The following is a 21,246-nucleotide window of genomic DNA, read 5'->3' as shown; positions in this document are numbered from 1 at the left end:
GCCGGGTGAACTTCGAAGCTGAAGTGATTTCGTGGCTCCCGCAGTTGCGGCGCTATGCGCGCGCACTGACGGGTGACCCCGCATGGGCGGACGACCTGGTTCAGGATACGGCCGAGCGTGCGCTCGCGCGCTGGAAAGGTTTCCGGCCCGACAGCAATCTTCGCGCGTGGCTGCTGACGATCCTGCGGCACCTGTACATCGATCAGCTGCGCGTGCGCCGCGAAATCGCCGTCGACGATGAAAGCGCGCCGTGGCGCAATCTCGAGGCGCCGCGCGGCGAAGTCGACGGCCTGGTGTTGCGCGACGTCCAGCGCGCGCTTTATTGTTTGCCCGTTGAGCAGCGGGAAGTGATGCTGCTCATTTGTGTGGAGGAATTGAGTTATCAGGAGGCGTCCGCGGCGCTCGGCGTGCCTATCGGCACGGTGATGTCGCGACTGTCTCGCGCCCGCGAACACATGCGGGCATTGTTGACGGAGGGACCCGTGCATAAGTCGCCGTCGCTGAAAGTGGTGAAGAGCAGGTGAATAGCGCGCAATGAGTCACGACGAAAACTCTACCGGTTCCGCAAACGCACCCGATTTGCGTGCGCTGTCGGCGTTCGTCGATAACGAGCTGCCCGAGAGCGAACGTGCCGCGGTGCGCGAGCATCTCGCATGCGACCCGCAGGCCGCCGCGCAGGTCGCGTCGTGGCGCGCGCAGAAGGCTGCGCTGCAGACGCTGTGCGGTGCGCCCGTACGCGAGGAGCCGCCGTTCATCGTGCTGCGCGCGCGCATGCCGTGGTGGCGGCGGGTGGGCGTCGCCGCGTGCTGGCTGGCTGTCGGCGCGGGGCTCGCGCTCGTGCTCGGGCCATTGGTGCCGCGCCTGACGGGCGGCGGCAACGGCGACGTGATGTCGTTCGCGCGGCGCGCGGATATCGCCTACGCCGTCTATACGCCGGAGCGCCGCCATCCCGTCGAGGTCGCAGCCGCCGAAGAAGAGCATCTGATCAACTGGTTGTCGAAACGGCTGAACCGGCATCTATCCGTGCCGTCGCTGCAGGAGTACGGCTACACGCTGGTCGGCGGACGGCTGTTGCCGGGCGAAGCGGGGCCCGCTGCGCAATTCATGTACGAGAACGCGGGCGGTGCACGCCTCACGCTGTACGTGACGGGCATTCCGAAGGACGAGACGGCATTCCGGCTGTTCCGCGACGGCAACCGCCGCACGTTCTACTGGATCAGCGATCACATGGGCTACGCACTGTCGGGGCCGATCGAGGAAGCCAAGTTGCGCTCGATCGCGATCGAAGTCTGCGGCGAGCTCGGCGGCCGTCCGGAGGCGTGGCAGTAGACGTCGGCCCGGGCCTGGAAACATTGCGTAATACGATGCAGGGCGACGATGCAGGGCGACGATGCAGGGCGCCGCAGGAATAGCGCGGTGCGTCCACACGTTTGCTATCCAGGCACGTGTGTGCCGCCATGTGCGGCGAGCCGCCAAGGCGGCGCCGTGCCGCACCCGTGCTGCGAGGCGAATCGATGGCGTCTTCACGGCGACGGCACGCACAGGTGCCGCGACACCGTACCGTCGGGCAGGACATATCATGCGTACCTTGACTGGAGTCGGCGCCACGTTGTATGTGTGCGCCGGATGCGCCGCGGCGATTGCTCCGCCCGTCGCCGCGCAGCCATACAGCGATCAGACGACATGCCGCCATGTCGTCGGTCAGGCGGAAATCGACGGCACCGTGCAGCAGATCAGCGGCCTTGCATGCCTGAAGCCGGACGGTACCTGGCAGATCCAGCAGGGCAGCGACGGCATCGTCGTCTATTGGATTCCCGCCTATTCTTACTATGACCCGTGGTATGGGAGAACGCCCGTGGTCGTGGGTGTCGGCGCGTCGTTCGTGTTCGTCGACCGGTTTCATCACGTCCATCACATGAACCATATGCATTGGGGGCAGCCCGGCGGCATGATGGGTCGCGGAGGATTCGACGGCACGGGCGGCATCCACAGGTGGGGCGGCATGCGCGGCGCACATCGGCACTGAGGATCCACGCGATCCACGCGATCCACGCGACGCGCGTCCTTGGGCGCGGGACATCGTCATGCAAGCAGTCAGTCGACCATAAGGGAACGCTTTGACACGCACTTTGCCGCCCGACATCTCCGCCGCGACCTTCGATCGCGCGCTGGCCGCCTTCGAAGCAATCGTCGGCGCCACGCAGGTCGCGGCGTCGCCGACGAGTCTCGCACCGTATGCCGATCCATTCGCGCCGGGACGGCTCGCTGCGTCGTTCGCGCCATCGGCAGCGCTGCTGCCTGCAAACGTCGACGAGATCCGCGCGGTCCTGCGCGTCGCGAACGAGTACCGCGTCCCGCTGTGGACGGTGTCGACGGGCCGCAACTTCGCGTACGGCGGCGCGGCGCCGCGTCTGCGGGGCTCGGTGGTGCTCGATCTGCAGCGGATGAACCGCATTCTCGCCGTCGACGAGCCACTCGCGTATGCGCTCGTCGAGCCAGGCGTGAGCTACTTCGATCTGCATCATCATCTGCGCGGGCGCGGGTACCGGCTTTGGGTCGATCCGCCCGCGGCAGGCTGGGGCAGCATCATCGGCAACACGCTCGAACGGGGCTTCGGTACGACGGCATACGGCGATCACGCGGCGACACAGTGCGGCATGGAAGTGGTGCTCGCCAACGGCGACGTCGTGCGCACGGGCATGGGCGGCATTGAGATCGGCACGGCGTGGCAGGCGTTCCGGCACGGCTACGGGCCGTCGTTCGATCCGATGTTCATGCAGTCGAACTACGGCATCGTCACGAAGATGGGTGTCTGGCTGATGCCGGCGCCGAGCGCCTATCTGCTCGGCGAAATCCAGTTCCAGCGCGACGACGATCTGGAAGCAATTGTCGAGACCTTGAGGCCGTTGCGCCTGAACGGCACGATCGGCAACCAGGCGGTGATCGAAGGCGGGTTGCGGCGCGCAGCGGGGCTCGGGCCGCGTTCGCAGTGGTACGAGGGCGCGGGCGTGATGCCGGACAGCGCGATCGCGGCGATGGTCGACAAGCTGGACATCGGCCGCTGGAATCTGCATTACGCGCTATACGGTGAGCGCGAAGTGATCGACGCGAAAGAGGCGCTCGTGCGGCGCGCATTCGGCCGCATCGCGGGTGCGCGCATGCAGTCGAAAACCTATGACGGCAACGCGGAACCGGAAGCGGGCGGCGACCGAAATCTCGCCGGCATTCCGGCGATGACGGCGTTCCGGATGCTCGACTGGCGCGGCGGGCGCGGCGCCCACGTGGACTTTTCGCCCGTGTGTCCGGCGACGGGCCGCGACGCGATGCGGCAGTACACGATGGCGAAGACGCGTGCGAACGAATACGGCTTCGACTACTACGGCGGTTTCACGGCGGGCGAGCGGCATCTGCATCACATTGCTGCCGCGATTTTCGACAGCAGCGACGCGCGCCAAAGCGAGTTGGCGGGGGACCTGCTGCGCGCGTGGATGAGCGACGCGCACGGCGCGGGCTACGGCGAGTATCGCTCGCATCTGGTCTACATGGATTTCGCGGCGGCGCGCTACAACTTCAACGATGGCGCGCTGCTGCGCCTGTCGGAGACGATCAAGGACGCGCTCGATCCGTCGGGCATCCTGTCGCCGGGCAAGCAGGGCATCTGGCCGGCGGCATTTCGCAACTGGCGCGGCTATACCTAGCGACGAACGAAGAGGCGACATGCAGCGACGCACATTCATCGCAGCAGCCGCGTGGCTGCCGGCGACGGCGGCCTGGCGCATGCCGTGGCTGCTTCCGGACGGCCTGCGCGCGGATATGGCGCTGATCGACGGCACGCTGCCCGAAGCGGCGGCATTGTCGATGCACGCTGAGCGCATGCAAGTGCCCGTTATCGACCTCGGCGTTACGCCGCATACCGATATCGCCGCGCTCTGGTACGACGCGCTCGCACCGCGCGCGGCGCGGGCAGAGGGGCGTCTGACGCTGATCGGCGCGACGCGCGCCGCCGATTTCTTCGTGCTCGCGCGTCTCGCGCTGCCGCCAGCTGCACGAACGACGCACGCACGCTGCGAGCCGCGACGCACGGCCGTCGCGTTCGCGCTCACGATCTGACCAGAACCGGTACTCCGGGTTCGTGCGCGGCCGTCAAGAGGTTTTGTGTTTCGCCAGCTCCTGATCGCGCAGCTCGCGCCGCAGGATCTTGCCGACGTTCGTTTGCGGAAGCTCGTCGCGGAACTCGACGACCTTCGGCACCTTGTATCCCGTCAGATTCTTGCGGCAATGCGCGATCACCTGTTCCTCGGTGAGCGAAGGGTTGCGCCGCACGACGAACACTTTCACGCGCTCGCCCTGCGCGACATCGGGAATGCCGATCGCGGCCACTTCGCGCACGTCGGGATGCATCGCGATCACGTCTTCGATTTCGTTCGGATAGACGTTGAAACCGGAGACGAGAATCATGTCCTTCTTGCGATCGATCAGCCGGATATAGCCGCGCGAATCCATCACGCCGATATCGCCCGTCGCGAGCCAGCCTTCGTCGTCGAGCACCTTCGCGGTTTCTTCGGGGCGGTTCCAGTAGCCCTTCATCACCTGCGGGCCCCGCACGCACAGTTCGCCCGGCTCGCCGATGTTCGCCCAGCTGCCGTCGTCCTTGCGAAAACGCACTTGCGTCGACGGTGCGGGCAGCCCGATCGAACCGTCGAACTCGCGCATGTGCTTCAGGTCGACAGGGTTCATCGACACGATCGGCGAACATTCCGTGAGCCCGTAGCCTTCGATGATCGGCTTGCCCGTCACCTCGCGGAAACGGTCGGCGACGGCTTTCTGCATCGCCATGCCCCCCGCCATCGCGAGCTTGAGCTTCGAGAAATCGCGCCGGCGGAATTCCTCGTTATCGAGGAACGCGTTGTAGAGCGTGTTCACAGCCGTGATTCCCGTGAACGTTTCGTGCCGCAAGATCTTCATGACCCTCTTCGTGTCGCGCGGATTCGCGATCAGGATGTTTCGTCCGCCGAGTCCCATGAAGATCATCGCGTTCACGGTCAGAGAGTAGATGTGATACAGCGGCAGCGGCGTGAGCACCGTTTCGATCTCGTCGGTCAACTGGCTTTCCGCCCAGACTTTTGCCTGCAGCAGATTCGCGACGATGTTGCGGTGCGTGAGCATCGCGCCTTTCGCGACGCCCGTGGTGCCGCCCGTGTATTGCAGGAACGCGAGGTCGGCGGGCGCGATCGTCACGGGCGACAGCGTGCGCCTGTAGCCCGTCGCGAGCGCATCGAGCAGCCGGACGGCTTGCGGCAGGTTGTACGCGGGCACGAGCTTCTTGACGTGCCGCAGGATGAAGTTGATCAGCTTGCCCTTGAGGTTCGGGCCGTCCCTGAGCAGGTCGCCGAGCCCCGTGACGATCACGTTCTGCACGCGCGTCCCCGGCAGGGACTCTTCGACGGTCTTCGCGAAGTTCTCGAACACGACAATGGTTTGCGCGCCGCAGTCCTTCAACTGATGCGACAGTTCGCGCACCGTATAGAGCGGATTCACGTTGACGACGATCGCGCCTGTCTTCAATACGCCGAACAGCGCGATGGGATACTGGAACGTGTTCGGCAGCATGATCGCGACGCGGTCGCCGGGCTTCACGCCGATGCTCTGTAAATACGCGGCGAACGCTGTCGCCTTGCGCGCCAGTTCGCCGTACGTGAGACTTTCGCCGACGCTCACATACGCAACGCGCTCGCGAAAGCGCGTCGTGCATTCGTCGAAGAACGCGACCACGGACGCGTACTGCGACGTGTCGATCTCGCGCGGCACATCAGGTGGGTAGGATCCATACCAGATGCCGTCGGTGTTGGGTGCGCGCTGCGTCGGTGTCTGCATCTGTTGTGTCTGCGTTTGCGTCGGTGTTGGCGTTCGCGCCGCGGAGCGCGAAGCAGTGGGCTCGGTCATCGTTTGTCTCCGTCTCCCGGCATTGTCGTTGTCTGGCTCGCGTGCATCAATCGTGCTAATTGCAACGTGCTAAGTGCGACCTGCAATGGCGCGTGATTCTACCGTTCCAGTATGGCGACCACACCCTGGCCGCCCGCCGCGCAGATCGAGATCAGTCCGCGCGCGGTGCCCGCCGGCTTGTCGAGTTGCGCGAGCTGTTTCGCGAGTCCCCCGACGATACGTCCGCCCGTCGCGGCAAACGGATGGCCCGTCGCGAGCGATCCGCCGTTCACGTTGATTTTCGTGTGGTCGATGCTGCCGAGCGCGCGTTCCAGTCCCAGGTGCGTGCGGCAGTACTCGTCGTCTTGCCACGCGGCGAGCGTGCACAGCACCTGCGCCGCGAACGCCTCGTGGATTTCGTAGAAATCGAAATCCTGCAGCGTCAGCCCCGCGCGCGTAAGCATACGCGGCACGGCGTACGCGGGCGCCATCAGCAGACCCTCTTTCTTCTCGAAGAAATCGACGGCGGCCGTCTCGTGCCACGTGAGCCAGGCGAGCACAGGCAGATTGCGCGCGGCCGCCCACGCCTCGCTTGCGAGCAGCACGGCCGATGCGCCGTCCGTCAGGGGCGTGGAGTTGCCTGCCGTCATCGTGCCCGCGTCGCGGTCGAACACCGGTTTCAGCGACGCGAGCCTGTCGAGTGTGAGGTCGCTGCGCAGCGTGTTGTCGCGGGACAGGCCGCGATAGGGCGTCATCAGGTCGTTGAGGAAGCCGCGCGCATACGCTTGCGTCAGCTTGCGGTGGCTGTCGTAGGCCAGCACGTCCTGAGCCTCGCGCGAAATCGCCCAGCGCTTGGCCATCAGTTCGCAATGCTCGCCCATCGACAGACCCGTGCGCGGCTCGCTGTTGCGCGGCAAGAGCGGCCTGAAGAACATCCCGGGCCGCAGCTTCGCGAGCGCACCGGCGCGCTGCCCCGCCGACTTGCCGCGGTTCGCTTCGAGCAGGATCTTGCGCAGCTTTTCGTTGACGCCGATGGGCGCATCCGACGTCGTATCGACGCCGCCCGCGATGCCCGCGTCGATCTGTCCGAGCGCGATCTTGTTCGCCACCAGAATGGCCGCTTCAAGGCCCGTGCCGCAGGCCTGCTGTACGTCGTACGCGGGCGTTTCCTTCGCGAGCGTGGTCGACAGCAGCGCTTCGCGCGTCAGGTTGTAGTCGCGCGAATGCTTGATGACGGCGCCCGCCACGACTTCGCCGAGGCGCTCGCCGTGCAGGTTGTAGCGGTCGATCAGCCCTTGCAGCGTGAAAGTCAGCATGTCCTGGTTCGACGCCGTCGCGTACGCGGTGTTCGAGCGCGCGAACGGGATGCGGTTGCCGCCCAGGATCGCGACGCGGCGGCCGGCAGGCAGCGCGGCCGACTGTGCAGGTGACTGTGATGCATCAGGCATGGATGGGCTCCCTGTGGCGTGCTCCGTCGGTTGGGCGGATCAGGTGACGCATGCGGCGCCCCGCACCTGCTCGAAACGGATCAGGCGGGGCATGGATTCCATTGTCTGGCTCGGGTCGTGCCGCGCGTCGCATGCGGCGTCATTGCAGATTCCACTGGAAGCGGCCGCGCAGATGCGGCTTGCCGCCCGTCGGGTCGCGCACTTCGAATTCGCGGCAGGCGGGCGAGGGCGATGCCGTCCACAGCGACGCTTCACCCGGCAGCAGCATAGGCAGCTTGAATTCGCCCGCGAGCGTCGCGTCGGCGAGCCGCCTGGGCGGCTGCAACGCGGCCGCCGTGCGCGCGAGCGTCCACATGCCGTGCGCGATCGCACGCGGAAAGCCGAACGCTTTCGCGGAGAGCATCGTCAGATGCATCGGGTTGTAGTCGCCCGATACCTTCGCGTAGTCGCGGCCCAGCTGCGATGGCAGTTGCCAGCGCGCCGCGCGCGTCAGCGTGTCGCCAGCCATGTCCAGTGGCGCAAGGGGATCGCCGTCTGCCGCGACGCCGCGCTTCAGATACACGCTGTCGCCGTCCCACACGGCCTCGCCGCGTCGGTACACGCGCGTCTGCAGCACGAACGCCTGGCCTTTGTCATGGCGCAGCCGCGCGCCGAATTCGACCTCGACGCGCAGCGTGTCGTCGAACGAAAGCGGGCGGCGCATGTGCACGCTGTTTGCCAGATGCACGATGCCGGGCGCGGGCCACGGAAACGCCGGGTCGGTCAGCAACAGCAGATGCAGCGGAAACGCGAGCAGGTGCGGAAACGTGAACGGTATGCCCTGCTCGGGGAAGAAGCCGCACACGCGCGCATAGCGTTCGATCGCTGCGGAATCGAGCGCCACAGCGGGGCGCACGAGCCGAAGCGCGGGCAGACCCGTCGGCCGGTTGCGCTGGAAACCCTTGATGACGCCCGACAGCGCCCGTGCGTAGAGCCTGGCGGGCTTGGGCAGTTCGGGCAGCACGACGGTTTTCTGACGCGGCGCGCCGAACATCGAGCTGGAGTCGTAGAACGCCATGGCCTCACGCTCCTATCAGGCTTTGTCCGCACACGCGCACGAGCTGGCCCGTCACGCCCGCCGAGCCTGGATGCGCAAGCCATGCGACCGTCTGCGCGACGTCGGCGGGCTGGCCGCCCTGGCTCATCGAATTCATCCGGCGGCCGGCTTCGCGCAGCGCCAGCGGCATCTTCGCCGTCATCTGCGTTTCGATGAAACCGGGCGCGACGGCGTTGATCGTGATGTGTCGTTGCGCGAGAAACGGCGCCATGCTTTGCACGCGCCCGATCACGCCCGCTTTCGACGCCGCGTAGTGGGTCTGGCCGACATTGCCCGCGATGCCGCTGATCGACGACACCGACACGATGCGCCCGCCGTTGCGCAGCGTGCCCGCTTCAAGCAGCGCGTCGTCGATGCGCTCCTGCGCGGACAGATTGATGTCGATCACATCGCGCCATGCCGCCTCGCTCATCTTCGCGATGGTCTTGTCCTTCGTGATGCCTGCGTTGTGCACGAACACGTCGACACCGAGTTCGTCGAGCGCGGCCGCGATTTGCGCGGGCGTGTCGGGTGCGCCGATGTCGAACGCGAGCGCGGTGCCGCCGATCTGGCGCATCGTCGTGTCGAGCGCATCGCCGGCCGACGGAATGTCGATGCCGATCACGTGCGCCCCATGCGCCGCGAGCACGTTCGCAATGGCCGCCCCGATGCCGCGCGCCGCGCCCGTCACGACGGCGCGCTGGCCCGCGAGCGGTCGGGTCCAGTCAAAGTCCGGCGCGGGTGTGAAGGGGGCGGTGCCGATCCGCACGACCTGGCCCGACACGTAGGCCGAGCGCGGCGAAAGGAAGAAGCGCAGCGTCGCTTCGATGCCCGCTTCCGCGCCTTGCGCCACGTAGATCAGATTGGCCGCGATGCCGCGCCGCGCTTCCTTGCCGAGCGAGCGCGTCACGCCTTCGAGCGCGCGCTGCGCCGTCCATGCAAGCGGCGTCGCACGCGACTCGGGCGGACGGCCGAGCACGACGATCCGGCCACACGCGTCGAGCGAGCGCAGCGCGTCGTGAAAGAAGCGATAGAGCGAATCGAGCTGCGCGCTGGCGTCGATGCCGCTTGCGTCGAACACGAGCGCCCGCACGCGCGCCTGCGATCCGCCCGTGCGCTCCGCGGGCTCGAAGCGGCCCGTCATCAGTCCGTGCCGGTTGGCGAGCGGCACCCAAAGGCCTGCGCCCGAATGGGCGACGCTCGTCATGCCGGTATGCGCGACGACGTCGGCGAAGGCGTCCAGCAACTGAGGCGAGGGACCTGCGCCGACGGCGACGATGCCGTCGAATTCGGGCGCGTCGGCACGGTAGCGGCGCAGCACCTCGGGCTTCGGCAAACCGAGCGAGCGCGCGAGCCGCGCGCCCAGCGGCGAATTGACGAAGTTCAGGTAGGAATCGTTCATTCGTATTGGCTCCCGGCCGGACGCATGGCGTCAGTGTGCACGGAGCGCGCGACTTGCCGCAAGCTGTGCCCGCGTCCCCGTTCCGGCCGATGCGGTTGGCGCGACATGTGCGGCGCGGGCGACCGCGCCGTCATGCAACCAGTACCATCGCCTTGTCGAGCGCTTCCTTGCGCCGCTGCAGGTCGGCGAGCAGCCCGAAATCGGCGGGGAAATCGTCGACCTTCACGACCTCGGCGCCATAGCGCGCGTACGCATCGAGCACCTTGCGCTCGTCGTCGTCGATCAGTCCGCGCTGTTGCGCCGCTTCGTTCCATTTGGCCAGATCGGCGAGGCTTTGCGGCATCGGCCCGATCCGGCCGGCCTTCACGGCTTCGCGCAGGCGATGCTCGATCTGTGCGACGCGCGGCGACAATTCGAAGGCCAGTTCGCCGTAGCCGATGGGATCGACGTCGACGCGCGGCACGTACGAATCCGCAAGCAGGCGCTCGCGCGTGTCGCCCGGCGTCTGCATCAGTTGCGCGATCGCGCTGCCGAGCGCGTCGGACGGCACGCGATGCGGCAAGCCGAACGGGAACGCCAGCAGGCGCACGAGCCCTGCGGCGAAGCGGTTAGGGTAGTTGCGCAGCACGCCGTCAAGGGCGGTCTGCGCGCGATACAGCGCGTCTTCGACGCCCCATTGCACGAGCGGCAGGTCGCTTTCGTGACGGCCCTCGTCTTCGAAACGCTTGAGCGTCGCGGAGATCAGATAAAGCTGCGACAGCACGTCGCCCAGCCTTCCCGAGATGCGCTCGCGCCGCTTCAGGTCGCCGCCGAGCACGAGCATCGACACGTCGGCGAGCAGCGCAAATGCTGTCGAGAGCCGCGTCGCCGCGCGGTAGTAGCGCGCGAGCGGCGCGTGCGCGTGCCGTGGCCGCGCAATCAGCAGGCCCCCGGACACGCCGTGCACGAAGCTGTGCGCCGCGTTCGACAGCGTGAAGCTCATATGGGCGAAGAACACCTCGTCGAACTCGCGCAACGCCTTTGCGCGGTCGGGCTCGCGCGTCGCGGCCATTTCCTTTAGTACATACGGATGACAGCGGATCGCGCCCTGGCCGAAGATGATCAGGCAGCGCGTGAGAATGTTCGCGCCTTCGACGGTGATCGAAATGGGCACCTGCTGATACGCGCGGGCGATAAAGTTCGACGGTCCCATGCAGATGCCCTTGCCCGCGACGACGTCCATGCCGTCGTCGATGACTTCGCGGTTGCGCTCGGTGATGTGGTACTTGGAGATCGCCGAAATCACCGACGGTTTCTCGCCGAGATCGACGGCCTGGGCGGACAGGCGGCGCGCGGCGTCCATCACGTAGAGGTTGCCGCCCATGCGCCCGAGCGCTTCCTGCACGCCTTCGAACTTGCCAATCGCTGTGCGGAACTGCCGCCGCACGGCCGCATACGCGCCGACGCCGCGCACGGCAATTTTCGACATGCCCACGTTCGACGACGGCAACGAGATCGCGCGGCCCGCCGCGAGGCATTCCATCAGCATGCGCCAGCCGTTGCCGACCTGCTCGCGGCCGCCGATCACCCAGTCGAGCGGGATGAACACGTCGTTGCCGGAGTTCGGTCCGTTCTGGAACACGGCGTTCAGCGGCCAGTGACGGCGGCCGATGTTCACCCCGGGATGGCGGGTCGGAATCAGCGCGCAGGTGATGCCGGGCTCGTCTTCAGCGCCGAGCAGACGGTCGGGGTCGAGCGCGCGAAACGCGAGGCCGAGCACCGTCGCGATCGGGCCAAGCGTGATGTAGCGCTTGTTCCAGGTGACGCGGAAGCCGAGCGTTTCCCGCCCGTCGAAGGTGCCTTTGCAGACGATGCCGATATCGGGAATCGACGCCGCGTCGGAACCCGCATACGGACTCGTGAGCGCGAAGCAGGGAATCTCGTCGCCGCGCGCGAGACGCGGCAGATAGTGGTTCTTCTGCGCCTCGGTGCCGTAGTGCAGCAGCAGTTCTGCCGGGCCGAGCGAGTTCGGCACCATCACCGACACGGCGGCCGCGGAGCAGCGCGTCGCGAGCTTCATGATGACCTGCGAATGCGCATACGCGGAGAACGCCTTGCCGCCGTACTGCTTCGGAATGATCATCCCGAGAAAGCCCTTGTCCTTGACGAACTGCCACGCTTGCGGCGACAGATCCTGCCAGATGGCCGTCGTGTCCCAGTCGTTGGCGAGATCGCAGAGTGCCTCGCATTCGTTGTCGAGAAACGCCTGTTCTTCGGCCGTCAGCTTCGGCGGGCCGTAGCCGAGCAGCGTGTCCCAGTGTGGACGTCCGGAAAACAGCGCGGCATCCCACCAGACGGTACCCGCTTCGATCGCGTCGCGCTCGGTCGGCGACATGTCGGGCAGGATCTTGCGGAACAGATTGAGCATCGGCCGACCCAGCAACGCGCGGCGCAGCGGCGTGAGCGTCAGCACGAGCGCGGGAAGGACAAGCACAACGGCCAGCAGGATAGCTGCCGCCACGCCGGCCGCGTGCGTCAGCGAGGCGGCTGCGACCCACGCGGCGAGGAACGCGAGCCACCACGCTGCGCGCGCCTGCGCATAGACAAGCGCCCCGGCAACGACGAGCAGCGCAACGATGAACCACGTCATGGCAATCCCTCCTTCCGATTTCGCACGGCAAGCGCGGCTCGCGATGCAGCCGGCGCGCAACTCCTTCGGGTTGTCCTGATGCGCGGCGCGTTGTGCCTGAATCGCGTCGCCGCCGTGTCCGCCGTCATCCGTCGCAGCCGGTGTGCCCGCTACACCGGCAGGCGCATCCAAGGCAGGCTGGCGTCCTTTGCGTCGACATGCAGGCGTGTGGTTCGAGTGCGACCGGGGTTCGAGACCCGCGTCTGCGCGGATAAGGTGTTTCTTTGTCAGCCCTGCGCCGCGAAGCGCGTGCCGGGTACGGAGATGTCGGCTTGCCGGTCCGCGTGCGTGGGGCCGGCGAACGGTCTGCAGGCGGCGTGCGGGGCTGCGTCTGCCTGCTGATCCGCCTGCGCCTCGCGCACGGCGTCGCACGCGATGTCCTCGCTGCCCGCGTCGCCGAGCACCGACGCGAACACGACCAGCTGGCTCGCGTCCGGCAGGGGCGCTTTCAGCGCGGACACGATCAGCGATGCAAGCCGCGCGATCAGTTGCAGATCGTTCATCGACTTGCCCTGCGAGAACCCGGTGATGAGGCTGTCGATGTCCGCGCCCGCCAGCATGCCCGAAAGCGCGCCCGACAGCGCGCCGATCGCGAAGTGCAGCCGCCAGCCGAGTTCCTCCCGCGGCAGATGCGGCAATGCGCGTTGGAACGCATCGAAAAACCGCTCGGCGACGGACGCATAGTGCGCGCCCAGGAAGTCGCGAATGAAGGGCGAAGGATCCGTGTACGCGCGCCCGAGCAGCCGCAGAAACGCCTTGCCGCCGATCCGCGTATCGCGCGACACGCGCAGCGCCGGAATGAACATCGCGCCGAGCACGTGCTCGCAGGTCAGTCGCGGCCCGAGCAGCGTGTCGAAGCGGTCGAGCAGCTTCAGGCGCTGCTCATTCAGCAGATCGAGGCGGCGCGACAGCATCGCGTGCATCAGCGACGCCTTGCTGCCGAAGTGATAGTTGACGGCGGCCAGATTCACTTCGGCCTTCGACGTGATCTGCCGAAGCGACATCGCGTCAAAACCGCATTCGATGAAGAGCGTCTCGGCCGCATCGAGGATGCGCGATTTCGTGTCGCCGGTTTGGTGGCCCGTCGTGCGTGTCGTCATGTCCTCTCTCCCGGCCCAGCCTGAGCCGCGCCTGTGTGACGGGGTTTCGGGCGTGCGAAAACAGTCGATTCAAATTGGAATTTGAAACGTGCGTTCTTTTTCAGGATAAGAATGGCGCCGACGATCGGGCAAGAGGCAGGGTCGACAGATTCCTCTAAAAGCGCTCGACCGTTTGCATGCGGTGGCGGACACGAAAAAGGCCGCTTCCGCATGAACGGCAGCAGCCTTTTTCTACGGCAGCGGGTGGACCGCTCAGTGGACTGTCGCTGTGACCTGTTCGGCGGATTGCGTCATGTCGATGCCGCGTCGTTCGCGGCTGAACATGATGAAGATCGCAATCACGATGGCGACGATGCCGATCACGACGGCCATCACCGTCGCATAGTCGTTGCCGTGCGCTTCGGCGATGCCCGCCTGCAGGGGGCCGTTCACTGACGCGATCAGATTGCCCAGTTGGTACACGAGGCCCGGGAAAGTGGCGCGGATTTCATCGGGCGAGATCTCGTTCAGATGCACGGGTATCACGCCCCAGGCGCCTTGCACCGAAATCTGCATGAGGAACGCGCCGACGGCGAGCAGTACGGGCGTCGACGAGAACGCCCATAGCGGCAAGACGGGCAGCGCGATCAGCGCGGAAATGCAGATCGCGCGCCGGCGTCCGACCTTCTCGGAGAGCGCGCCGAAAAACAGCCCGCCGACGATCGCGCCGACGTTCAGTGTGATCGTGATCCATTGCACCGTGTGCGCGTCGAAGTTGTGCTGGACGCGCAGGAAGGTCGGATACATGTCCTGCGAGCCATGCGAGAAGAAATTGAACGCCGTCATCAGGATGATCGCGTAGACGGAGAGCACCCAGTTCTGCCTGAGCGTGGCGACGAGGCCGGGGCGCGTGCGCTTTTCGAGCGTCTTGAACGCAGGCGATTCCGGCACGTGGGCGCGGATATAGAGCACCAGCAGCGCGGGCAGCACGCCGACGAAGAACATGCCGCGCCAGCCGATGTACTGATACAGCTGGCCGAATACGAGGCCGGCGAGCAGATAGCCGCTCGGATAGCCCGCCTGCAACAGGCCCGACACGAAGCCGCGCGCCTTGGGCGGTACGGTTTCCATCGTCAGCGCGCCCCCGACGCCCCATTCGCCGCCCATTGCGATGCCGAACAACGCGCGCAGTATCAGCAGCGTGGTGAGATTCGGCGAGAGGCCAGACAGCAGTTCCAGCAGCGAAAAACATGCGATGTTGATCATCAGCGTCGGGCGGCGGCCGAACTTGTCGGCGAGGAAGCCGAAGATGAGGGCGCCGACGGGCCGCATCATCAGGGTCAGCATGATGGCGAAAGAAACGGCTTTGATATCGGTGCCGAATTCGCTCGCGATATCTTTCAGAACGAAAACCATCAGAAAGAAATCGAATGCGTCGAGTGTCCAGCCCAAATAGGCGGCGATCGTGACGTTTCTTTGTTCCCGAGTCCAGTTCATTTCAATTGTTCTCCTTGATCCGGAGTCGGCATGAATGGCTGACTCCCGACTCATGCGACTGGCTGTTGCTGTCTCCCGGTCTCCGTGAACCGTGCGCGCCAGTCGATTCGCTTACGTGTGGCGCCGCATATCCGGCTCGCTGGAGGCTCCGCTGAGTGTACGCCAACGATTAAGCGGCCGCATGGAACAGTGCGCTTTATCGGCGCTAATCCTGAATTAATGGAGGCGAATGGAAAAGATAATGTCTGGTCGACGTAATGAATGTAGTGTTTTTTGATCGGTATGGGTTTGTTATGCAAGCAGGACGATAAAAAAGAAAAACCTGCAGGCGAATTGCTTTACAGGGTGATGTGTTGTTTAGGAGAGTGGTGCAGAGCACAGGACTCGGTCACGCAACGCGACCCGGCTGCGCTTGCAAGCGCAGCCTTTCGAGCCCTCACGCAACACGCGTAGGCGCTTTGCTTGCCGGGCCAGAAATGAAAAAAGGCCGGCAAAATGCCGACCTTTTTTAAAAAGACGTGGTGCCCAGGAGAGGACTCGAACCTCCACGGTGTTGCCACCGCTAGGACCTGAACCTAGTGCGTCTACCAATTCCGCCACCTGGGCACGTCTCAAGCTAGACCGCTATTCTAGCGAGAAGATTCTGCGTGTCAATCGGTATTTCGAAAAACGCTTCATCTTTTCGCCTGATTGTTCGCGCATAAATGACTCACGCCCAACCGCTACTGCTCTCACTACAACGAAAAACCGCCCGAAGGCGGCTTTCATTTGAATCTTGGTGCCCAAGAGAGGACTCGAACCTCCACGGTGTTGCCACCGCTAGGACCTGAACCTAGTGCGTCTACCAATTCCGCCACCTGGGCAAGGTGCGTTTGAAGCAGAGACCGAGATTATAGCGGGTGGAAGAATCGTGTCAAGCGTTTCACGAAAACTTCTCGCGACACGCGCAATGGCTTGGAACGCGCGCACCGCGCGCATCGCGCAATCGCCCGCCAGGCGGCGCGTGGCGGGCGAGACGGGTGTTAGAATCGCCGGGTAGCACGCATGCTGGCACGACGCATGGGCCTGTCGCGGACGACGGGCCGTTGGTCACACTCAACGCCGCATTACGGGCCGCGCGGTTGTCGTCAGCGAAGCGCTGCTGAAAGAGCAGTTGCAGTCACGAGCGCAGTTGCAGTTCAAGTTCAGATAGAGCCGCGTCAACCACCCGCCGACGTCCACGCAACGAGAACAATCATCGACAAGCCCTTGAGCAAATATCCGTATCCGATTCCAAGCCGCGAAGAAATCCTCGGCGTGCTGCGCACGAGTGAAACGCCGCTTGCAGCGAACGACATCGCCGAAGCACTGTCGATCAAGCGCCAGGAGCGCGAAGGGTTTTTCAAGCGCCTCGCCGCGATGGAGCGCGATGGCCAGATCAGACTCGATCAGCGCGGGCATTACCAACTGACTCATCCGTCGAACTTCGTCGCGGGCCGCGTGCAGGGCCATCGCGACGGCTACGGCTTTCTGATCCGCGACGACGGCCAGGACGACCTGTTCCTGCCGACGGGCGAAATGCAGAAGGTCATGCACAACGACCGCGTGCTCGCGCGCATCGTCGGCTATGACCGGCGCGGCCGGCCCGAAGGCCATATCGTCGAGGTCACCGACCGCGCTAACAAGCGCGTGATCGGGCGTCTGTTGAATGAGAACGGCGCGCTGATCGTCGTGCCCGAAGAGAAGCGCATCGGCCACGACATCCTGATCACGCAGAACACGAAGAAGGCGAAGGTGGGGCAGGTGGTCGTCGTCGAACTGACGGACTTTCCGAGCCGCCATTCGCAGCCGCTCGGACGCGTCATCGAAGTACTGGGCGACATCGACGACCCCGGCATGGAGATCGAAATCGCGGTGCGCAAGTACGGCGTGCCGCACGAGTTCAGCCAGGCCGCGCTCGACGCCGCCGCGAAGCTGCCCGACGAAGTGCGGCCCGTCGACATCAAGCATCGCGTCGATCTGCGCGACGTGCCGCTCGTCACGATCGACGGCGAGGACGCACGCGATTTCGACGATGCGGTGTACTGCGAGCCCATCAAGGTCGGGCGTGGCGACGGCTTCCGCCTGATTGTCGCAATCGCCGACGTGTCACATTACGTGCTGCCCGACGGCGGCCTGGATGTCGACGCGATCGAGCGCAGCACGTCGGTATACTTCCCGCGCCGCGTGATTCCGATGCTGCCGGAAAAGCTGTCGAACGGTCTTTGCTCGCTGAACCCGCAAGTGGATCGCTGCGTGCTGGTCTGCGACATGGTCATCACCGCGCGCGGTGAGATCAAGGCGTATCAGTTCTATCCGGGCGTGATGCACTCGGCCGCGCGTCTCACGTACACGGAAGTCGCGGCCGTGCTGACCAACACGAAGGGGCCGGAAGCGACGCGCCGCGCGGCGTTGCTGCCGCAACTGCAAAATCTGTACGGCGTCTATAAGTCGTTGTTTGCCGCCCGTCAGAAGCGTGGCGCGATCGACTTCGATACGACGGAGACGTACATCGTCTGCAACGCGCAGGGCAAGATCGAGCAGATCGTGCCGCGTCACCGCAACGACGCGCACAAGCTGATCGAGGAATGCATGCTGGCCGCGAACGTCTGCGCGGCCGACTTCATGAAGCGCAACAAGCATCCGGGTCTGTACCGCGTGCACGCCGGACCGACGGCCGAGCGCCTCGAGAATCTGCGCACGTTCCTGCGTGGAATGGGCCTCACGCTTGGCGGCGGCGACACGCCGCATGCCAGCGATTACGCCGCGCTGATGGCGCACATCCGCGACCGTCCCGACGCGCAGATGCTCCAGACGATGTTGCTGCGCTCGATGCAGCAGGCCGTCTACAGTCCGGAGAACATTGGTCACTTCGGTCTCGCGTATGAGGCGTACGCGCACTTCACGAGCCCGATCCGCCGCTATCCCGACCTGCTCACGCACCGCGCGATCTACGCGATTTTGCAAGGCCGCAAGTACGAGCCGAAGGCGCCGCATGGCGTCGAGCTGAACACGGCGCTGTCGCCGCGCGCGCGCGCGCTGCAGGCGGAAGACGAGAAGCGGGGCAACCGCGGCCGTCCAAACACGGCCATCTGGGAAGAACTCGGCTTGCACTGCTCGGCGAACGAGCGCCGTGCGGATGAGGCATCGCGCGACGTCGAAGCCTGGCTCAAGTGCTACTTCATGCGCGACAAGCTCGGTGAAGAGTACGGCGGCATGGTGAGCGGCGTGACGTCGTTCGGCATCTTCGTGCAGCTCGACGCGCTTTTTATCGAAGGGCTCGTGCACGTGACGGAACTCGGCTCCGACTACTTCCAGTACGACGAGATCAAGAACGAACTGCGCGGCGAGCGCACGGGCATCCGTTACCGGTTGTCGGACCGCGTGCGCGTGCAGGTGAGCCGCGTCGATCTCGATGCGCGCAAGATCGACTTCCGCCTGGTGCGCGACACGCCCGTGAAGTCGCAGGCGCATCGGGCGACCACTGCGGACAAAGCGAGCGATCTCGGCGGCCCGCGTGTGCGTTCGATCGAGCGTGCCGCGCAGGCCGAAGGCGGCCGTCGCAAGAAAGCGCCTGCACAGACCGCGGCCGTGAAGGAAGCGCGCGCGGCGCGCAAGGCGGCGGTGTCGAAGAAGCGCGCGGCGTCGAAATCGTCGGCAAAGCCGGCGCGCAAGAAGCGTTGATCACGCAGTCGATGCCGCAGTGGATTCTGTTGTCACGCCGCGCGCACGTGCGCGGTGCTCATTCTCATCGGGCGCGCCGCGATCGGACCAGTCGATACGATCGCGGCGTGTTCATTCAAAGGTTGTTTCAGTCATGTCACGTCTCAAGGTTCTCTACGGTTTTCACGCGGTGACGGCACGTTTGCGCCACGATCCTTCGTCGGTCGAAGAGATCTATTACGACCAGACGCGCCGCGATCGCCGGATGAACGAGTTTCTTGCCGTGGCGAAAGAGGCGGGTGTACGCCTGATCGCTGCCGACGAAACGCGTCTGTGGGGGCTGGCGCATACCGAGCGGCATCAGGGTGTGGTGGCGCGTGCGGGCGACGTGCCGCTGGCGCAGAACCTGGCCGAACTGCTCGACGGGATTCAGGGGCCGCCATTGTTGCTCGTGCTCGATGGCATTACCGATCCGCACAATCTCGGCGCGTGCCTGCGCGTCGCCGACGCGGCGGGCGCGCATGCGGTGATCGCGCCGCGGGATCGCGCGGTCGGCCTGAATGCGACGGCGGCGAAGGTCGCGAGCGGGGCAGCCGATACGGTGCCGTACATTACCGTCACCAACCTGGCGCGCGCGTTGCGCGAACTGAAGGATGCCGGCATATGGGTCGTCGGGACGGCGGGTGAGGCGACGGCATCGTTGTATGAGACGAAGCTCGATGGTCCAGTTGCCCTTGTGATGGGCGCCGAGGGTGAGGGCATGAGAAGGCTCACGCGGGATACGTGTGACGAGGTGATGCAGATTCCTATGGCTGGGTCGGTTGAAAGTTTGAATGTTTCCGTCGCCTCAGGGGTGTGTTTGTTTGAGGCTGTGCGGCAGCGGGCTGTCAAGAAGTAAGCAGGCGCGTTGGCCTATGCGCTGGCATCCACGCGGGCATCCACGGTAGGCCCTCGTGCTTCAGGCGTCGCCCTTCCAGGGCGGCGCGGGCATCACTATGCAAGTCTGACATTGTCTCTCTCGATCCGCGTCAAACACTCAGGAGGGCCGGATAAGCTCACCCTGACGGAATGGCTTCTGGCCGCGCAATATTCTCTGCACGGGTTCGTCGAAATATTTCGATGCGATCCAGGAAACCAATATGACGACACTGAATTCGAATAGGGAAAAGAACCACATCATGGCCTTCGAATTCATATGTTTCATGATTTCCTCGCCAATGCGGAGTATCGGCCCTTGCATAATGTAAATTGGGTACGACAGCAGGCCAAGTTGCTGCAGAAATGCACTGATTCCGTTAGGGATGTTGATTCCTGAGCCTGCGTAAACGATCGCAGGAAAAATAATCGAAACGTATATCAGGCTGCAAAGCGCATAGTGTGGAACATTCAACGTGAGAATTGCACAAAGCACCAGTAACAGAATGATGCCCGTTATTGGTCTTTCTTTTGGTTGCGGCCTGAATCGGTACAATGCAATGCCGATAAAGAAAGGAAACACGACCCTGACAAAACCCAACGACCATCCTTCCTGATTGTTCCCGCCAGCGATGCCGTGCACATGGATGACCAGAGCGACCAGAGCAAGCCAGCTCGATGCCACCAACAATATCAGCGCGCCATTGGTCAGTTTCCGTACGATTGAAATGTAGACGAGATTGACAAAGGCCTCGAAGGTCAGGGACCAGCTCGCCATATTCAGCGGATAGGCTGTCAGCCACTGCGGGAATACGAATGACGGAAGAACCAGAAGACCCAGTGCGCTGACCTTCAGAAGCTGCAGCATCGTAATGCTATCTTTGAACATGACAGCCAGCAAAGCCGTCGATATTCCAATCGAGGTGCTTAGGAAGATGAGAGGATAAAGCCGCTTGATTCGTGCTTCGATGAATTCCCGCGGCTGCAGCTGACCCGACAGAATTTTGCGCTCGTAAGCATAAGCGATAACGAATCCGCTTAATACATAAAAGAAGTCGACTGCCAAACCCGCATAGGGAAGTGCGGTCAGCGTATGTTGCTGAACCAGATGAAAGACAAGCACAATGAACGCCGCCACTCCCCGTAAGCCATCAAGAAGAACGAATCGGCTAGGATTTTTCATGGTATTTGATCTCGATGACCGATCGCCAACGCCTGGTTCGAGACAAAGGAAGGTTAGTCGAGATGCAGATCGCAATCAGCGCACAACAAAGCGCATGTATTGAGAACTTGCATTCTCTGCTCGCCTGCAGCTTGCTGGACCAGTCGGCCGGGAGGAACCGAAGTTCGTCCCGGTGACCAAATATTAGGTTGGACGGTGTTGCAAAAATGTGCGAAGCCGTACGCCCACCCGATTCGGGCCTAGATATTTCATATTGTTTCAAATCGAAATTGCATGGACGAGTAAGGTCGTCATGCAGGATGCGGTGAGTGTCATCCAATACCTTTGATACGATTCGATATCCGAAGCGAAGTGATGCGATCCCGAACGGATGCTG

General features: G+C 64.3%; 15 protein-coding genes and 2 tRNA genes. 7 read left to right on the top strand and 10 right to left on the bottom strand.

Translation table 11 applies throughout. The features are described 5' to 3' along the window. Positions 1 to 5: 5 nt before the first annotated feature. From BPHY_RS08710 to BPHY_RS08690, 5 genes are all read left to right on the top strand, one after another. Positions 6 to 524 (top strand): sigma-70 family RNA polymerase sigma factor, encoded by a 519-nt coding sequence (locus BPHY_RS08710; RefSeq protein ID WP_012401101.1) that lies wholly within the window; start codon positions 6 to 8, stop codon positions 522 to 524. Between the two features lie 10 nt (positions 525 to 534). Beyond that, positions 535 to 1,329: an anti-sigma factor family protein gene (locus tag BPHY_RS08705; protein WP_012401100.1), complete on the top strand. Its 795-nt coding sequence runs from the start codon at positions 535 to 537 to the stop codon at positions 1,327 to 1,329. Positions 1,330 to 1,579: 250 nt separating this feature from the next. Next, positions 1,580 to 2,026: a hypothetical protein gene (locus tag BPHY_RS08700; protein WP_012401099.1), complete on the top strand. Its 447-nt coding sequence runs from the start codon at positions 1,580 to 1,582 to the stop codon at positions 2,024 to 2,026. A 91-nt stretch (positions 2,027 to 2,117) separates the two neighbouring features. After that, positions 2,118 to 3,698 carry an FAD-binding oxidoreductase gene (locus BPHY_RS08695; RefSeq protein ID WP_012401098.1) on the top strand — a complete coding sequence of 527 codons (1,581 nt, stop codon included), beginning with the start codon at positions 2,118 to 2,120 and terminating at the stop codon, positions 3,696 to 3,698. Between the two features lie 19 nt (positions 3,699 to 3,717). Continuing rightward, a complete protein-coding gene (locus BPHY_RS08690) occupies positions 3,718 to 4,110 on the top strand; it encodes a hypothetical protein (protein WP_012401097.1) in 393 nt (130 codons plus the stop codon). Between the two features lie 33 nt (positions 4,111 to 4,143). Here the strand turns inward: BPHY_RS08690 and BPHY_RS08685 are convergent, their stop codons facing one another. From BPHY_RS08685 to BPHY_RS08645, 9 genes are all read right to left on the bottom strand, one after another. Beyond that, positions 4,144 to 5,943, bottom strand: a complete 1,800-nt coding sequence (locus BPHY_RS08685; protein ID WP_012401096.1) for an AMP-binding protein — start codon at positions 5,941 to 5,943, stop codon at positions 4,144 to 4,146. 98 nt (positions 5,944 to 6,041) lie between these two features. Next, positions 6,042 to 7,370, bottom strand: coding sequence for an acetyl-CoA C-acetyltransferase (locus BPHY_RS08680; protein ID WP_012401095.1), 1,329 nt, complete (start codon positions 7,368 to 7,370; stop codon positions 6,042 to 6,044). Positions 7,371 to 7,509: 139 nt separating this feature from the next. Then, on the bottom strand, positions 7,510 to 8,427 hold the full coding sequence (locus BPHY_RS08675; protein WP_012401094.1) for a MaoC family dehydratase: 918 nt from the start codon (positions 8,425 to 8,427) through the stop codon (positions 7,510 to 7,512). Positions 8,428 to 8,431: 4 nt separating this feature from the next. Beyond that, positions 8,432 to 9,847, bottom strand: a complete 1,416-nt coding sequence (locus BPHY_RS08670; protein WP_012401093.1) for a 3-oxoacyl-ACP reductase — start codon at positions 9,845 to 9,847, stop codon at positions 8,432 to 8,434. Positions 9,848 to 9,977: 130 nt separating this feature from the next. After that, positions 9,978 to 12,476, bottom strand: coding sequence for an acyl-CoA dehydrogenase (locus BPHY_RS08665; RefSeq protein WP_041763881.1), 2,499 nt, complete (start codon positions 12,474 to 12,476; stop codon positions 9,978 to 9,980). Between the two features lie 266 nt (positions 12,477 to 12,742). After that, positions 12,743 to 13,615: a TetR/AcrR family transcriptional regulator gene (locus BPHY_RS08660; protein ID WP_012401091.1), complete on the bottom strand. Its 873-nt coding sequence runs from the start codon at positions 13,613 to 13,615 to the stop codon at positions 12,743 to 12,745. Between the two features lie 252 nt (positions 13,616 to 13,867). Further along, on the bottom strand, positions 13,868 to 15,091 hold the full coding sequence (locus tag BPHY_RS08655) for an MFS transporter (protein WP_012401090.1): 1,224 nt from the start codon (positions 15,089 to 15,091) through the stop codon (positions 13,868 to 13,870). Positions 15,092 to 15,610: 519 nt separating this feature from the next. Further along, positions 15,611 to 15,697 (bottom strand) — tRNA-Leu (locus BPHY_RS08650). 170 nt (positions 15,698 to 15,867) lie between these two features. Next, a tRNA-Leu gene (locus BPHY_RS08645) sits at positions 15,868 to 15,954 on the bottom strand. A 385-nt stretch (positions 15,955 to 16,339) separates the two neighbouring features. Here BPHY_RS08645 and rnr point away from each other — a divergent pair. Then, positions 16,340 to 18,793: a ribonuclease R gene (rnr, locus tag BPHY_RS08640; protein WP_012401089.1), complete on the top strand. Its 2,454-nt coding sequence runs from the start codon at positions 16,340 to 16,342 to the stop codon at positions 18,791 to 18,793. 133 nt (positions 18,794 to 18,926) lie between these two features. Further along, entirely contained in the window at positions 18,927 to 19,670 is a 744-nt protein-coding gene (gene rlmB / locus BPHY_RS08635) for a 23S rRNA (guanosine(2251)-2'-O)-methyltransferase RlmB (protein WP_012401088.1), read from the top strand. Positions 19,671 to 19,808: 138 nt separating this feature from the next. On the opposite strand, the gene BPHY_RS08630 is transcribed toward rlmB, so the two are convergent. Next, complete coding sequence (locus BPHY_RS08630; RefSeq protein WP_012401087.1) at positions 19,809 to 20,870, bottom strand: acyltransferase family protein; 1,062 nt, start codon at positions 20,868 to 20,870, stop codon at positions 19,809 to 19,811. Between the last annotated feature and the right edge of the window lie 376 nt (positions 20,871 to 21,246).

The organism is Paraburkholderia phymatum STM815, assembly GCF_000020045.1.
Taxonomy (GTDB): domain Bacteria; phylum Pseudomonadota; class Gammaproteobacteria; order Burkholderiales; family Burkholderiaceae; genus Paraburkholderia; species Paraburkholderia phymatum.
This window is presented reverse-complemented; position numbering and strand designations above follow the sequence as displayed.